We start from the raw sequence: 15,575 nt of genomic DNA, 5'->3' as shown, positions 1-15,575 counted from the left end.
CATGCCAGCATTTGCTTACGAAGCGCTCGACAAGAACGGACGCAAAAAAGAAGGTGTACTCGAAGCGGACACGGAGCGTCAGATTCGCCAACAACTGCGCGAAATGGGCTTATTCCCGGTCGCAGTGGAGCCGGCTAGTGCCGAAGAAAAAGGCACAACCAAGAAGAAAGTCTGGTTTCAGCGTCGAATTAGCACCCAAGACCTTGCACTGATCACGCGTCAGTTAGCGACGCTCGTGGCTGCTGCCTTACCTATAGAACAATCGCTTTTAGCGGTTGCCGAGCAAACGGACAAACCGCGCATTAAACGTATGTTGATGTCGGTCCGCAGTCGTGTCGTCGAAGGTTATAGCCTTGCCGATGGCATGCGAGACTTCCCGGCAATTTTCGATGATCTGTTTTGTTCGATGGTCGCCGCCGGTGAAAAGTCTGGGCATTTAGACGAAGTTTTAAATCGCCTAGCGGACTACACCGAGCAACGCCAAGCAATGAAAAGCCAAATTACTCAGGCAGCGGTTTACCCGATTGTTTTGACCGTTGTCGCCATCGGTGTTGTTGCGTTTTTGCTGGCCGTGGTCGTGCCGCAAATCGTTGAACAGTTTGAAGATCTCGGCCAAGACTTGCCGACCATTACGGTAATTCTCATCAACATTAGCGAAGCGTTACGCGCCTACGGACTGTATCTACTGATCGCGATTGTGCTCGGGATAATTCTTTGGAAACAGGCTCTACAGCAGCAAAAATTTCGCTATCGTGTGCACAAGCAATTACTTTACTTACCCTTTATTGGCGGGCTTGTACGCGGAGTGAATACGGCAAGATTTGCCCGCACATTGAGTATTTTGACCGCTTCTGCTGTCCCATTATTAAGTGGCTTAAAAGTCACCGCTGCCGTATTAGGCAATTTACGCATGCGCGAAGTGGTCGATGACGCCGCTGACCGGGTGCGGGAAGGTGCAAGTTTGCGTTCAGCATTAGCCCATAGCAAACTGTTTTCGCCCATGATGCTGCACATGATAGCCTCAGGGGAAAAAAGCGGTGAGCTCGAGCAGATGTTGCGGCGTTGTGCTGATAACGAAGATAATCAGTTTTCAGCAATTGTGAATGTGAGCTTAAAAGTGTTTGAGCCACTATTGATTGTCATTATGGCAGTCATTGTGTTGTTTATTGTGCTGGCAATTATTTTGCCAATTTTGGCACTCAACCAATTAGCAGGTATGTAAAAATGAGAAAGAATAAGCACTCCGGTTTTACCATGATTGAACTCATGGTGGTGTTGGTCATTCTTGGTATTCTCGCCAGTTTCGTGGTGCCGAATGTGTTTTCACAGCGTGACCAAGCGGATCGTCAGAAGGCGATTTCTGATATTACCGCGCTCGAGAATGCCCTTGAAATGTATTATTTGGACAACGGTTTTTACCCGACCACACAACAAGGTTTGGAAGCACTGGTAACAGCGCCAACCATTGATCCGCGTCCGCGCAATTATCCGAATGGTGGCTATATTCGCCGCCTGCCACCTGATCCATGGGGCAACGAGTATCGCTTACTGAATCCAGGTCAGTATAACCGTTTCGATATTTTTAGTATGGGTCCCGATGGTCAGCCTGGAACGCAAGACGATATCGGCAACTGGAATATGCACGAGCGTAATAACGAATGATCTCAGCACGGCGCCAACAGACGGGCTTTACGTTAATTGAAGTCCTCATTGTGGCCATGATTATTGGCATTGGCGCTTTGTTTATTGTCATGAGTATTCCGCAGCGCTCGGTTAACGAAGGTACTGAAACGGTCGCTAAGCAGTTCATGCAGCAACTGCACTTTGCTCGCGAACGGGCACTGTTACGCAACCATGTGTATGGTATTGAGTTTGACGAAGAGCTGCAGTTTTACAGCTTTTATCGTTGGCACCAAGGCCGCTGGATTGCACCGGAATCGGCGCAATTGCAGCGGACCCATATGCCTGATCACATCACCTTTGAGCTGGAAATGGGGCAGTTTCGTCTGCTTGATAACATGCAAGAAGGTCGTGAGTCCGTGTTTGGTCGAGATCGTCGAGCGGATAACCCAGACGAACGGGTACCGCGACCGACAGTGATTATTTTTGAAAGTACCGAATTTATTGGTTTTTTATTGCGCTTCGAAAATTTACTCGATGGTTTAGACAGCCACGAAGTCGATGCGCGTAGTGGTATTAGCGCAGCCTTGCGGGAAGCCGAAACATGGTAAGTGCCAGAAACTGCCGACGACAAATGGGGTTCACGTTAGTTGAAACCATGTTTGCGCTTACTATTTTTGCGTTGGCAGCATTGGCGGCTGCATTTGTCGCTGGTGAGCAGTTGCGGAGCACGTCGACGTTAGAAGAGCGTTACCTCGGTCAACTCGTTGCCAGTAATCGGTTAGCCGAAGTCTACGCCAATACAGTAGCCGGCGTTTGGCCGCCGCAAAACGAACTCACTGGCACCGTTGAACTAGCGAGTCGTGATTGGTTTTGGGAGCAGCAAGTCGTTGAAACCGTTACGGGTGATTTACGCGAGGTGACGATTCGCGTGCGGCGCACGGAAGACGGTCCAGTGCTGCTCGAACTCAGCAGCTTTATGGGGCGGCGCTAATGAGCGGGTCGCATGCGACACGAATCCAGCGTATGCGCGGATTTACCCTGATTGAAGTGATGGTGGCGATTATGATTATCGCCATCATCGGTGCCGCGAGTGCTGTGGTACTGACGAATATGATTGACGCAAACCGTGCCAGCGAACGTCGTCACGAGAGCTTGCAAGCGCTCCAGTTTGCATTACTGACCCTCGACCGCGATGTCCGCCAAATGGTGGTGCGACCGGTCAGAGCGGTACCGACAGAGCGTCGCAATTATTACCTGACGAATGACGGCGCGTTACTCGACAGCGACAGTGGCGCTTTAGGTTTTGTGCGTGCAGGTTGGACAAACCCAGACATGATGTTACCGCGCAGTGAGTTGCAGCCGGTGGTTTATCGAGTGCGTGATGGAGTGTTACAGCGCTTGTACGTGCCGTTTGTCGACGACAGTCGCGGTGAGCCGCAGATTCAAGATTTGATGACGGGTGTCACTGAGTTTTCGGCGCGTTTTTTGTTTCGTGGGGATGAGTACGAACGGTGGGAGATTGCCCACTCGTTGCCCGATGTGGTGATTGTCACACTTGAGACAGAAGAATTTGGCGACATCGAACGTTGGTTGATCGTCAGTGGCGCAAAAATTGAGGCGATTCCATGAAGACTCCGCAAAAGCAACGCGGCGTCGCGATTATCACGGTGCTGCTGATTGTGGTGATTGTCACTGTTTTAGCGGTGCAAATGAGTGGCCGTTTACGTTTACAAATTGCTCGTGTGGTAAGCAGCGACCACGCAGAGCAAGCATTTTGGCACTGGATGAGTGCAGAGGCTCTAAGCCGACAAGTGTTATTGGCAGAGCTTGAGAATGACGATATGCGTGCCCACTTGGGGCAAAACTGGGCGACCCAGCAAGGCCCATTCCCAGTGCGAAATGGGTTAATAGCCGGAGAGATTAAAGACCTGCACAGTTGCTTTAATTTAAATTCGGTCTACAACAATGAAGAAGATCCTGCGGCGTTTACGGTCGCAGTTGAGCAGTATCAAGCCTTGTTGGACGTACTTGAATTTGACCAGTACACCGCGGAGCGACTGACTGCAACGTTGATTGATTGGCTCGATGCCGACAGTCAGTTGCACAGCGCGCTTGGGGCGGAAGACGCGGACTATGAGTCATTACCGCAACCCTATCAGGCGGCTAATACTTTGTTGTCGCACCGCTCTGAACTGCGCCAAATTATGGGTTATACCCAAGAGGTTTACGAGCGGTTACGGCCGTTTGTTTGTGCAATACCAGCGAACACACGCTGGCAGTTAAACTTAAATACGGTGCCAGAAGATCGTCCAGAACTCGTGGTTGCATTTTTTCGCGGCCAAATGGACATCACCAATGCACAGAATTTAATTAATGCTCGGCCGGATGATGGCTTTGCAGATGTTGAAACCATTCAACAGCAAGCCGAAATTCAGAATTTAGTCGGTGACGGGCAAACGTTAGAAGGGATTCCAGAAGTGCAAGCATTGACGGTCGAAAGCCGTTATTTTGAATTGCGCGCAGCCATTCAGTATGGTGATCTGGAGTTCTATGGCGTCAGTCAGATACATATAAGCAGCGGCGATGCGTATATCTTGCATCGATCGCGGGGAGGGTACGACCCGGATGAACGAACAACTGATAATCCGACTTCCAGCTTCCAGTAAAGCGCCGGTACATTGGTTGGTGTGGAGCGATAGCGAAAACACCACGGTTGCAAGCGGACAGCTGGACAGCATCGATGACCTAGCAAGCCTGTCGGAAAAAGCTCAGGGCAGAAGCTTACGCGTATTTGTGAGCTCGTTGGCAGTGGCCTTGCATGACGTCGAGATTCCGCAAAAGTCCCGTCGTCACCTCGCAACCATGATCCCTTTTGCTTTAGAAGATGAACTTGCCGAAGACATCGACCGCTTGCACTTTGCGTGGCCAGATCCGCTGCCCAAAAGCGACCAAATTCCGGTCTTAGTTGTGGCTAAGGAAGCGATTAAAACCTGGCGGGCTGCGTTAGCAGCGGCTAATTTACATCCGCATGCGCTGTATCCAGACTTTTTTATGTTGCCAGTTGCCGAGCAACAATGGTCGGTTGCCGATTTTGGCGAAGCATGGGTCATTCGCCAAGGTGAATGGCAAGCGGTGAGTATCGACTCGCACTTGGCCAGCTACATGCAGCCCGACGAAGACGAGGTGCTCGCAAAGATTAACTATTACGGTGAACTTGATTGGCCGCAGCCACCGGCGGTGTTAGAACCTGGCGCCGAAACGCTGGCTCTTGAGCTTGGTGCCAAACTCAACCTCAGCCAAGCAGTCAACTTATTGCAAGGCGAATATCGGGTGCAGCAAACTAGTGCCTTCGATTTTGGGCCATGGAAGTTTCCAGCTGTCGCTGCCGGAGTCGCTGTTGCGCTGCTTTTTGGCAGTAAGTTAGTGAGCATTTACGAACTTGAACGTGAAGCTCGGCAAGTGCAAGCGCAATACGAGTCATTGTACTTTCAAACCTTTCCAGACGAGACACGAATTGCCAACATCCGCTCGCAATTGCAGCAACATGTGCAAAGCACAGGTGGCGGCGGTGGCGGAGGCATAGTCCTGTTGCTCAATGAGTTGGCACCGGCATTTCAAGCAGCGCCTATTGAATTAACCAGTATGAATTATGACCACCAACGTGGTGAGCTGCGCTTGCAAGCGAATGGTCAGAATTTACAGTCGTTCGAGCGGTTCGTCCGCGCGGCTCGAGAGCAAGCGCTGAATGCTGAACAAGGGCAATTGGCGAATCGCGGTGGTCAGATCAACGGCACAATTATTATTCGGAGCGGAACATGAGCGTCATGACGAAAGTGACTGCCCCGGTTATGCAGCGTATGCAACCGACGATTACTAAGTATCAAGGTCAATTGACTCAGCGCTGGCAAGGCCTGCAAGAGCGTGAGCAACGCTTAATTCAAGTGATGGCGGTTATGCTGGTCGCGGCGATACTTTGGTTTGGTATTTGGCAACCGCTGAATGAACGTGAAGCAAGAGCGCAAATGCAACTGCAGGGGCACTATGAAACGCAACGGTTTGTTGCGCAACAAATTAGCCAGGTGTTATACGCCCGCGCGAATCAGCGCCAAGGCGTACAAGCGGTACGTGCTGACCAGTTAAATAGTGTGGTGAATCAGCTAACCGGCCAGTTAGAACTTGAAGTCTCGCGCTCGCAACCGCAGAATGAGTCGTTAGTTCTGGTCTTTAACGAGGCGCAATTCAACGCGTTATTGCAGTTTATTCAGCAGCTCTCTGAGCGCGGAGTCGTCATTGAAAACTTAGATGTGGCTGAGTCGAACACGACGGGTGTCGTACGCGTGCGCCGTTTACAAATTCGTGCTGCAGGTTAATTAGAACCGCATTTTAATTACAGGAAGTGTCCATGGCTGTTCGGACGAAGTTAGTTATTCTTTTTCTTTTGGTTTACGTTGTTACCATTGTAGTGGTGTTTCCCGCGCGCTTGGCAGTTTCTTTTGTGACCTTGCCGCAAGGTGTGAGCTTGAACAATGTCGAAGGGTCTATTTGGCGGGGTAGCGTTGCCCAAGTGGTCACGCCCGACTTAACGGTACACAACATCAGTTGGCAGGTGCGGCCCTGGCATGTCTTTACGCTAAACGGCGTGGTCGACCTACAAGTTGCCCGACATGAGAATAACCCGTTAGCTGGTAACGCGCGGGTCATTGCTTCACCTGGTTCAGTGCAAGTGATCGACGCGCGTTTTGCCGGTGACTTGTCTGAGTTACTCGATTTAAGCCCCGTCTCATCGCCTATAGCCTTACGTGGTCCGGTGATCTTGCAGGTAAATGACTATGTTCTCGGGGAACCAGTTTGTGACATTCTCGACGGTGAAGTGCAAGCTTTTGACTTACAAGGCGAATTTAATCGGCGCTGGCAGCCATTAGGCGACTATACTGTTCGTGTGGGCTGTTCAGAGGGGCGTTTGTTGGTGCAAATGCCGCGCGACAACCTACTTGGTCTCAGCGTTGACGGCACGATTGCGCCACAAGGTGTCGACTTGCGCATTGGTATTGCACCACGCGCTGGGGCTCCAGAAGGCCTCACCGAGTTACTGGCTTGGTTGGGTAATCCAGATGCCGAGGGTCGTCGTTACTTCAACTTTCGGCTATAATGCTCTATCGCTCTAATATCATAAGGAAATTTTCATGAACGAATCTCTCGATTGGGTCGCAGAAAATCAAGACGCGATGTTGTTATTCGGCGGCAAGGTAGTCGTTGCCTTAATTATTATTATTGCCGGCTTTATGATTGCTCGTGCGCTTTCGAACTTTATGGTCAAGCGCCTCGATAAGAGCAACATTGATAACGCGGTCGTGTCATTTTTGGCTGGTATTCTCAAGGCCATTATTATTGTTGCGGCAATTCTCATGTCGTTGTCACACGTGGGTGTCCAAACCACGTCGTTCGTGGCCATTTTAGGTGCCGCCGGTTTAGCGATTGGTTTATCACTGCAAGGCTCGTTAGCTAATTTCGCGTCGGGCGTGCTCATTATGATTTACCACCCGTTTAAATCAGGCGACTACGTCGACGCTGGTGGTATTCAAGGCACGGTGCAACGCATTGAATTATTCACCACGATTTTGAAAACACCGGACAACAAGCTCGTTATCGTTCCAAACTCGCGCATTACGGGTAGCGAAATTACCAATTTCTCGGAAGAACCAACGCGTCGTGTCGACTTGGTCATTGGTGTTTCCTACAAGGCGGATCTGAAGAAAACGAAAGAAGTTCTGATGGACGTCATCACCAACGACGAGCGCGTTTTAAAAGACCCAGCACCACGCGTTGCGGTCACTGCTCTTAGCGACTCATCGGTCGACTTAATTGTCCGCCCATGGGTTAACAGCAGCGACTATTGGCCGGTGTATTGGGACCTAATGGAACGCATTAAGAATGCCCTCGACGAAAACGGCATCGGTATCCCATACCCACAAATGGACGTTCACCTTCATCACCCCGAAGGCGAAGCCGGCGAAATGCGCGTCCTCAAGGTCGACAAAACCTAGAGGCTGGCGCTCCAGCTTCCGGGCCACCGGAGGGGATTCCTGAGGATCGCTCGAGTACATCCCTGTATCGCTATGGCGTCGCCATCCATGGCGACGACATTCCTCAGGAGTCCCCTCCGGCGTCCCTCGCGCTGAAGCGCTGCTACATTGCATTCCGAGAAAGCAGCATTCGCTACCCATTCGCGCCCCCGAGCCGTTAGTTTGGCGTTCCTCAGGAGTTCCCTCCGGCGTCCCTCGCGCTGAAGCGCTGCTATATTGCATTCCGAGAAAGCAGCATTCGCAAGCCATTCGCGCCCCCGAGCCGTTAGTTTGGCGTTCCTCAGGAGTTCCCTCCGGTATCCCTCACGCTGAAGCGCTGCTACATTGCATTCCGAGAAAGCAGCATTCGCAAGCCATACGCGCCCCCGAGCTGCTAGTTTGCTGGTTCGCAGCGGGTTTTTGTGTTTTTTGATGGTGTGGGATATATTGGAGAATAACAAAAAACAAACAAAGGACTGGCTTTATGTACCGGATAAGTACTGCGATAACCGCGATCCTCTTAAGTGTTGGTCTTGCTTTCCCTGCAGCGGCAAACGATGAACCCATCACGCTTCGTCACGCCATCATTGACTACCGCGACGGTAATTATGAGTCGGCTTATGAACAAATGTTAAAGTATTTGCCGTTAGGTAGCCCTGATGCTGCCTATTACTTGGGTGTGTTCAGCATTGAAGAGCTTGGGACGGATTATGACCCAGTGAAATCGGTGGGTTATCTGCGCGCTGCGAAAGCGTGGCGACATGAGGGTGCAGAGGATTTGCTCGTGCAGATTGAGCCGCACTTAAGCGCAGAAGAGCTCGCTGCAGCGGAAGCGTTTTATACAAAGTTGCAAGATGAGCTAATTGTCGCTCGTTCAGCTGGTTGGCTTGAGCGTCGTGACCGCGAATCCCGCCCTGCACGGCGACGCGCACAACCTGAGTACCCACCTCATTATGGTCGGCAGGGCATGCAGACTTGGGTAAATATCGTGCAAGTGGTTGGGAAACGAGGGCAGGTATTGGCGTCAACGGTATTAAATGAACCGATGACTGATTTCACCCGCAACTATCGCCGAGTTGAACCCCAATGGCGTTATACGGCAGGCGACCAAATTCAGTATACGCGAGTCATATTAGACTATCGAATCGATCTGAATACCGCCGAAGACCTGAAAGCCATTCAGGCAGCGTTCGATCGCGTCTTGCCTTTAGCGGAAGCTGGTGTTCCGGAACAACAAATGTTTTTGGGCGGCTTGGCCATGACAAGGGACCGCAATAACGAACCATATCCTATGTTGGCTGACTATCGCCCGTGGGTTTGGTATGACCGCGCTGCTCGTGGCGGTTATCCGCCAGCTCAGCACTTTATGGCGTTGAACTTCTATTCTCAAACTTGGGCGCAATATCTCATTGATCAAGGCGATCTCACCGTGATGACCTTCCATGGCGCGCAGCTTTATGATCTAGCAGCTGACGAGGCTGCACGCGCTCGCGGTCTGCAACTCCTCGAACAAGCTGCTGCCGCCGGTGATGAGCGTGCTGTAGCAATCCTCGCCGATATAAGCTCTTAAGCTAGGGCTTCACTTGGCGGACTTCGCTGATGACTTCGCCTTCGGCGAAGCGGGTGCGTAACTCGTCGCCAGGTTTGAAGGCGCTGGCGTTACGGATGATGTCGCCGTTGGCGTTGACAGTAATGCTGTAGCCGCGTTTAAGGGTGTGTAAGGGGCTGACTATGTCTAGGGCTTGCTGTGCTGCTTGTTGACGGCTGAGCGCTTGATTGAGGCGCTGTGTGATAGCTCGCACGCCTTGATTGTAGAGCTGCTCAGTACGCTGACGCAGTGCGGGTAATGCGTGACCGGGTTGGGCACGTTGGAGACGGTGTTGGAGTTGCTGCAGTTGTTGCTGCTGTTGGCGCAGACGACGCACCATTGCTTGCTCCGCACGTTGTTGCCAGTCATCGAGCTGCTGCGCACGCATTTGCAAACGCTGTTGCGGGCTTAATGGCTGCAGTCGTTGGCGCAAGTGCAATAACTGCGTGCGCTGACGCTGCAAGATTTGCTGCATCGCGCGCGTTGCGTGCTGTTCGGTTTGTTGCAGTTGTCGAACAAGCTGTTGTTGATCTTGGCTGACCAGCTCAGCTGCAGCGCTCGGTGTGGCGGCGCGCATATCAGCGACGAAATCGCAGATACTAAAGTCGACCTCGTGACCAACCGCACTAATGGTTGGTAAAGGACATGCGGCAAGGTCGCGAGCCAACGCTTCGTCGTTAAAACACCATAAGTCCTCTAACGAACCGCCCCCACGGGTGAGCAAAAGTACGTCAACTTCATTGCGGCGAATGGCCGTGGCAAGCGCGTGACGCAACTGTGCAGGGGCTTCTGCACCTTGCACTTGCGCGGGGTAAATAATGACGTCGAGGCTGGGATCACGGCGCTTCAAAACACTGAGAACATCTTTAATGGCGGCACCGGTGGGCGAGGTAATCACACCGAGCGTGCGCACTTGTTTAGGTAACGGCTTTTTGCGCTCAAGTGCGAACAGCCCCTCTTGTTGGAGCTTTTGCTTGAGAGCTTCAAACTGTTGCTGCAATAAGCCCGCACCGGCAGGCTCAAGGTGTTCGACGATGAGTTGGTAGTCACCGCGTGGCTCATACAGGCTTAAACGAGCGCGCACGAGCACTTGCAGGCCGTGCATGTTTTGTGAATTGGGTCGACCATTCACGGCAAGTCGCACGCGCTGGTTGTTGCCTCGGAACATGGCGCAGCGAACTTGTGCTTGCTCGTCTTTCAATGTGAAGTACCAGTGCCCAGAAGAAGGCGCGGAGAAATTGGAAATTTCGCCGACTAACCAAATACTGCCAAAGTGTGACTCTAGCAGTCGACGGACTTCGCTGTTCAGACGCGAAACGGTAAATATATTGTGCTTTTCGTCATCGTGACCCTGTTCAGAGGCAAAAGGGTCGTCGAATGAATGCATGGTCATATAAGGCCCAACGTTGTTGTCAGCGAGCTCGACATCGAGAAAATGAATTTTTTAGTTTACTGCAGAGCACGATCTGAGTAAAATACCGCCGCAACATTAATCCACCACCTACGATTCAGCGGAGATGTTGCCATGCTACGAATTGCCCAAGAAGCCCTTACCTTCGACGATGTTCTCCTGCTGCCTGCGCACTCGACTGTGCTGCCGCATACAGCAAACCTAAATACCCGTTTAACGCGTACGATTAGCTTAAATATTCCACTGGTTTCCGCAGCAATGGACACCGTGACTGAAGCCGATCTAGCCATTGCGTTAGCGCAAGAAGGTGGAATTGGTTTCGTTCATAAAAACATGAGCATTAGCGAACAAGCTGCACATGTCCGCAAAGTGAAGAAATTCGAAAGTGGTATTGTTGCTGATCCAGTGACAGTGACTTCAAAAACGACCATTAAACAAGTGAAAGCTTTAGCCCAAGAGCATGGCTTCCATGGTTTCCCTGTGGTTGATGACGGCCGTTTAGTCGGTATCGTTACCGGCCGTGACACGCGGTTTGAAGAAGCCAACAACAAAACCGTTGCCGACGTGATGACGCCAGAAGATCGCTTAGTCACCGTGAAAGAAGGCACCGATAGCAAAACAATCCTGAACTTAATGCACAAGCATCGCATTGAGAAAATCTTGATCGTGAACGACGCGCATGAAATGCGTGGCATGATCACGTTGAAAGACTTCGAAAAAGCCGCCAACAAACCGAATGCCTGTAAAGATGACCAAGGTCGTTTGCGCGTTGGTGCAGCGGTTGGCGTTGGCGCTGGCACGGAAGAACGTATCGCCGCCTTGGTTGACGCGGGTGTTGACGTGATTCTGATTGATACGTCGCACGGTCACTCTGAAGGTGTCCTTGAGCGCGTTCGCCAAACTCGCAAACAATATCCGGACCTCAACATTATTGGTGGTAACGTTGCCACTGCAGCTGGCGCGAAAGCCCTGGCAGACGCAGGTGTCGATGCTGTGAAAGTCGGCATTGGTCCTGGTTCAATTTGTACCACCCGTATTGTCACCGGCTGTGGTGTGCCACAAATCACTGCTATTTCTAACGCTGTTGCTGGTTTAGAAGGCTTAGACATTCCAGTTATCGCGGACGGTGGTATTCGTTTCTCGGGTGACATCGCGAAAGCAATCGTTGCCGGCGCAAGCTGTGTGATGGTAGGCAGCATGTTAGCGGGTACTGAAGAGTCACCGGGTGAAGTGGAGTTGTATCAAGGCCGCTACTACAAATCATACCGTGGCATGGGCTCGATTGGCGCGATGAACCAAAGCCATGGTTCTTCTGACCGCTACTTCCAAAGCTCAAATCAGGCGGAGAAATTGGTACCTGAAGGAATTGAAGGTCGAGTTGCCTATAAAGGTCCAATTGCCAACATTATCCATCAGCAAATGGGCGGACTGCGCTCAGCGATGGGTTTAACTGGCTCTGCGGATATTGAAACACTGCGCACAAAACCTGAATTTGTCCGCGTGACTTCAGCAGGCATGGGTGAGTCACACGTTCACGATGTGCAGATTACGAAAGAAGCACCAAACTATCGTATGGGCTAACGCCCGGCGTATGGGCTAACGCCTAGCAACAGGGGCTAACGCTCCGGCACATGGGCTAACGCCTAGCAACAGGGGCTAACGCTCCGGCACATGGGCTAACGCCGCAGGCAATAGGCGGCGTTAGCGCAACAAAATTGAACGACGTTTTTAATTTGCTAAACGAACTGGAAAACACATGACACAAGATATTCACCAGCATCGAATTCTGATTCTTGATTTTGGTTCTCAGTACACGCAACTGATTGCCCGTCGTATTCGTGAAATCGGCGTTTACTGCGAATTATGGGCATGGGATGTCGATGCCAGTGATATCAAAGCGTTTAACCCAGACGGGATTATCTTGTCGGGCGGCCCAGAGAGTGTCACCGAAGCAGGTTCGCCACGCGCACCAGAGTATGTCTTTGAAGCCGGCGTACCAGTTTTTGGTGTCTGTTATGGCATGCAAACCATGGCGGCGCAGCTAGGTGGCGCGGTGCAAGGCTCTAACTTGCGTGAGTTTGGCTATGCACGTGTCGAGCAAATTGCGGACTGTAAACTGTTTAAAAACATTGAAGACGGTATTAGCGATGACGGCTTGCCATTACTCGATGTATGGATGAGTCACGGCGACAAAGTGAGTGATATTCCACAAGGTTTTATTACCGTTGCACGCACAGAAACCTGCCCGCATGCAGCGATGGCCAATGAAGAGAAGAAATTCTATGGTGTTCAGTTCCACCCAGAAGTAACGCACACCCGCCAAGGTTTGCGCATGCTTGAGCACTTCGTAATTGATATCTGTAAATGTGAAAAGCTGTGGACACCAGGTGCAATTATCGAAGATGCAATTCAACGCATTCGTGAGCAAGTCGGCACGGGCAAAGTTATGCTTGGCTTGTCGGGTGGTGTCGACTCGTCAGTCACTGCAATGTTGCTGCACCGTGCGATTGGCGATCAACTGACCTGTGTGTTCGTCGATAACGGTTTATTGCGTTTGAACGAAGCCGACCAAGTCATGGAAATGTTTGGTGATCACTTCGGCTTAAATATCATTCGGGTCGACGCCGTTGACCGTTTTATGGATGCGCTCGCAGGCATCGACGAACCAGAAGCGAAACGTAAGACCATTGGCCGTGCGTTTATTGAAGTGTTCGACGAAGAAGCGCACAAGTTAACTGAAGTGGACTGGTTAGCGCAGGGCACTATCTACCCTGACGTCATTGAGTCGGCAGGTTCAAAAACCGGTAAAGCGCACGTGATTAAATCGCACCACAACGTGGGCGGTTTACCACCAGAAATGCGCATGAAACTCGTTGAGCCGCTGCGTGAGTTATTTAAAGACGAAGTGCGTAAAATTGGTTTGGAACTTGGCTTGCCATACGACATGTTATTCCGTCACCCGTTCCCAGGACCAGGCCTTGGTGTTCGAGTGCTTGGCGAAGTGAAAAAAGAGTACTGCGACATCCTACGTCGCGCTGATGCGATTTTCATTGAAGAGCTGCACAAAGCCGATTTGTATCATAAAGTAAGCCAAGCGTTTGTGGTGTTTTTACCCGTACGCTCGGTCGGCGTCATGGGTGATGCGCGTAAGTACGACTGGGTTGTATCGCTACGTGCAGTCGAAACCATCGATTTTATGACCGCACATTGGGCGCACTTACCATATGATTTGCTTGGCCGCGTGTCGAATCGTATTATCAATGAGATTGATGGTATCTCTCGTGTTGTTTACGATGTATCGGGTAAGCCACCAGCAACGATCGAATGGGAATAAGCAATATAATATTGTCGTGAATTGTGACTCATGCGATGCTGCTATAAACCGTGCGTGCTCGGTATGCTCTGAATTTGCGTGAGTCACAATAATAACAACAAGGAACGACGACAATGTCCTCAGAATTAGGCTGGTTAAGTCTATTACCCTCATTGCTTGCGATTGTTTTTGCTATTCTTACCCGCCGTGTGATTCTTGCCTTACTCGGCGGTGTCGTTCTTGCCTATCTTATCTTATTCATGCCATCGGCCGTTTCTGGCCTATATGCTGCAGTGGCCGGCCTTGGTGAAACCTTAATAAAACCTTCGAATCAGCTTATCTGGGGCTTCACACTCGCCATTGGTGCTTTGTTTGGTGTACTCGAGCGTGCCGGCACGTTTAAGCATTTTGTGGCAGCGTTGGAGCGCAAGCAAATTGTGCCGAACCGACGTCGCGCCCGTATGTTTACTTGGATGCTTGGGGTGGTCGTTTTTATCGAATCGAATGTGTCGATTATGACTGCCGGCACCACCTCGCGTCCGGTGTATGACAAGCTGGGCGTCAGTCGCCAAAAATTGGCGTATATCATCGACTCGACCTGTGCGCCGGTGTGTATTCTCATTCCACTGAATGCTTGGGGTGCGTTTAACTTAGGCTTGATTGGCAATCAGGGGGTCGAAGATCCGCTGATGACCTTTGTGTACTCGCTAGGGCTGAACTTTTACGCGATTATCGCCTTGCTTATGGCACTTTTTGTGGCGTGGACTGGCTGGGCCTTCGGCCCGATGAAAGCCTTTGAAGCAGCCGCACAAGAGCGAGCGCGAAAGGCAGAATTGAATGCTCGAGTTGAGCAAATTGAAGCAGGTCAAAGTGAATTTCCAATTAACCGCGGTGCGGTTGCAACCGTTATCATTAGTTTAGTCACCATGGTGCTGATGGTTCCGGTAATGCTTTGGTACACCGGCGATGGCTCGATTGTTCGCGGCAGCGGTATGCAGAGCGTATTTGTTGCGATAGTGACGGCATTAGTTATTGCAGTGATTGGTAGTATCTTGACGCTGAAAGCTCCCATTATGCTGATTATCGACAGCATGGCGCGAGGCGCATGGAAAATCCTGCCGTTGGCAGTGATTTTATGGCTCGCGATAGCACTTGGCGATGTAACACGGGCGATGGGATCCGGCGAGTACTTAGCCGGGATTCTGAATGAAACCTTGCCGATGTGGACCTTGCCGGCTCTGATTTTCTTATTATCGGCACTAACGGCATTTGCGATTGGCTCTAGCTGGGGCACATTTGCAATTATGCTGCCGTTAGCCATTCCGTTGGCGATGACGCTCGGCCTGCCGATCCCGTTGTTTATTGCCGCAGCTTTGGCCGGTGGGATTTTTGGTGATCACTCGTCACCCATTAGCGACACAACCATTATTGCGTCACTGGCGTCAGGCTCTGATCATATTGATCATGTGCGCACGCAGTTGCCCTATGCATTACTCGCAGCACTATTTGCAACCATCGGCTACCTAGTTGCTGGTTGGCTGGTCGCGATTTAGCAATCGGATATGAATGAGGACAATA

Annotated in this window: 15 protein-coding genes; 14 read left to right on the top strand and 1 reads right to left on the bottom strand. The window is 51.2% G+C overall.

Annotated elements, in window-relative coordinates:
• Position 1 precedes the first annotated feature (1 nt).
• The 11 genes from gspF (at position 2) to CWE06_RS11425 (ending at position 9,255) form a co-directional block, all read left to right on the top strand.
• Positions 2-1,222, top strand: a complete 1,221-nt coding sequence (gspF, locus tag CWE06_RS11475; RefSeq protein WP_126794378.1) for a type II secretion system inner membrane protein GspF — start codon at positions 2-4, stop codon at positions 1,220-1,222.
• Between the two features lie 2 nt (positions 1,223-1,224).
• Positions 1,225-1,662, top strand: a complete 438-nt coding sequence (gene gspG / locus CWE06_RS11470) for a type II secretion system major pseudopilin GspG (protein ID WP_126794376.1) — start codon at positions 1,225-1,227, stop codon at positions 1,660-1,662.
• A complete protein-coding gene (locus tag CWE06_RS11465) occupies positions 1,659-2,231 on the top strand; it encodes a prepilin-type N-terminal cleavage/methylation domain-containing protein (RefSeq protein WP_126794373.1) in 573 nt (190 codons plus the stop codon). The genes gspG and CWE06_RS11465 overlap by 4 nt, the downstream gene beginning before the upstream one ends.
• Positions 2,225-2,614 carry a type II secretion system minor pseudopilin GspI gene (gene gspI / locus CWE06_RS11460; protein WP_126794370.1) on the top strand — a complete coding sequence of 130 codons (390 nt, stop codon included), beginning with the start codon at positions 2,225-2,227 and terminating at the stop codon, positions 2,612-2,614. Before CWE06_RS11465 ends, gspI begins: the two co-directional genes overlap by 7 nt.
• Positions 2,614-3,252: a type II secretion system minor pseudopilin GspJ gene (gene gspJ, locus CWE06_RS11455; RefSeq protein ID WP_241972552.1), complete on the top strand. Its 639-nt coding sequence runs from the start codon at positions 2,614-2,616 to the stop codon at positions 3,250-3,252. The genes gspI and gspJ overlap by 1 nt, the downstream gene beginning before the upstream one ends.
• The gene (gene gspK, locus CWE06_RS11450) at positions 3,249-4,289 is read left to right on the top strand and encodes a type II secretion system minor pseudopilin GspK (protein ID WP_126794367.1); all 1,041 of its coding nucleotides are present in this window, start codon (positions 3,249-3,251) and stop codon (positions 4,287-4,289) included. The genes gspJ and gspK overlap by 4 nt, the downstream gene beginning before the upstream one ends.
• Complete coding sequence (gspL, locus tag CWE06_RS11445) at positions 4,249-5,442, top strand: type II secretion system protein GspL (protein WP_157981176.1); 1,194 nt, start codon at positions 4,249-4,251, stop codon at positions 5,440-5,442. Before gspK ends, gspL begins: the two co-directional genes overlap by 41 nt.
• A complete protein-coding gene (gene gspM / locus CWE06_RS11440; RefSeq protein ID WP_126794361.1) occupies positions 5,439-5,993 on the top strand; it encodes a type II secretion system protein GspM in 555 nt (184 codons plus the stop codon). The genes gspL and gspM overlap by 4 nt, the downstream gene beginning before the upstream one ends.
• 32 nt (positions 5,994-6,025) lie before the next feature.
• A complete protein-coding gene (locus CWE06_RS11435) occupies positions 6,026-6,772 on the top strand; it encodes a type II secretion system protein N (RefSeq protein WP_126794358.1) in 747 nt (248 codons plus the stop codon).
• A 34-nt stretch (positions 6,773-6,806) separates the two neighbouring features.
• Complete coding sequence (locus tag CWE06_RS11430) at positions 6,807-7,667, top strand: mechanosensitive ion channel family protein (protein WP_126794355.1); 861 nt, start codon at positions 6,807-6,809, stop codon at positions 7,665-7,667.
• A gap of 502 nt (positions 7,668-8,169) precedes the next feature.
• Positions 8,170-9,255 carry a hypothetical protein gene (locus CWE06_RS11425; protein ID WP_126794352.1) on the top strand — a complete coding sequence of 362 codons (1,086 nt, stop codon included), beginning with the start codon at positions 8,170-8,172 and terminating at the stop codon, positions 9,253-9,255.
• Between the two features lies 1 nt (position 9,256).
• Here CWE06_RS11425 and xseA read toward each other — a convergent pair whose 3' ends face one another.
• On the bottom strand, positions 9,257-10,660 hold the full coding sequence (gene xseA, locus CWE06_RS11420; protein WP_126794449.1) for an exodeoxyribonuclease VII large subunit: 1,404 nt from the start codon (positions 10,658-10,660) through the stop codon (positions 9,257-9,259).
• 138 nt (positions 10,661-10,798) lie between these two features.
• Between xseA and guaB the strand changes: the two genes are divergently transcribed.
• The 3 genes from guaB (at position 10,799) to CWE06_RS11405 (ending at position 15,550) form a co-directional block, all read left to right on the top strand.
• Positions 10,799-12,265, top strand: coding sequence for an IMP dehydrogenase (gene guaB, locus CWE06_RS11415; protein ID WP_126794349.1), 1,467 nt, complete (start codon positions 10,799-10,801; stop codon positions 12,263-12,265).
• 175 nt (positions 12,266-12,440) lie between these two features.
• Positions 12,441-14,018 carry a glutamine-hydrolyzing GMP synthase gene (gene guaA, locus CWE06_RS11410; protein WP_126794346.1) on the top strand — a complete coding sequence of 526 codons (1,578 nt, stop codon included), beginning with the start codon at positions 12,441-12,443 and terminating at the stop codon, positions 14,016-14,018.
• A 113-nt stretch (positions 14,019-14,131) separates the two neighbouring features.
• Positions 14,132-15,550, top strand: a complete 1,419-nt coding sequence (locus CWE06_RS11405; RefSeq protein ID WP_126794343.1) for a Na+/H+ antiporter NhaC family protein — start codon at positions 14,132-14,134, stop codon at positions 15,548-15,550.
• The last annotated feature ends 25 nt before the right edge of the window (positions 15,551-15,575 follow it).

The organism is Aliidiomarina haloalkalitolerans, assembly GCF_003987315.1.
Lineage (GTDB): Bacteria > Pseudomonadota > Gammaproteobacteria > Enterobacterales > Alteromonadaceae > Aliidiomarina > Aliidiomarina haloalkalitolerans.
The sequence above is the reverse complement of the archived record's forward strand: the minus strand, read 5'-3'. Positions and strand labels throughout refer to the sequence as shown.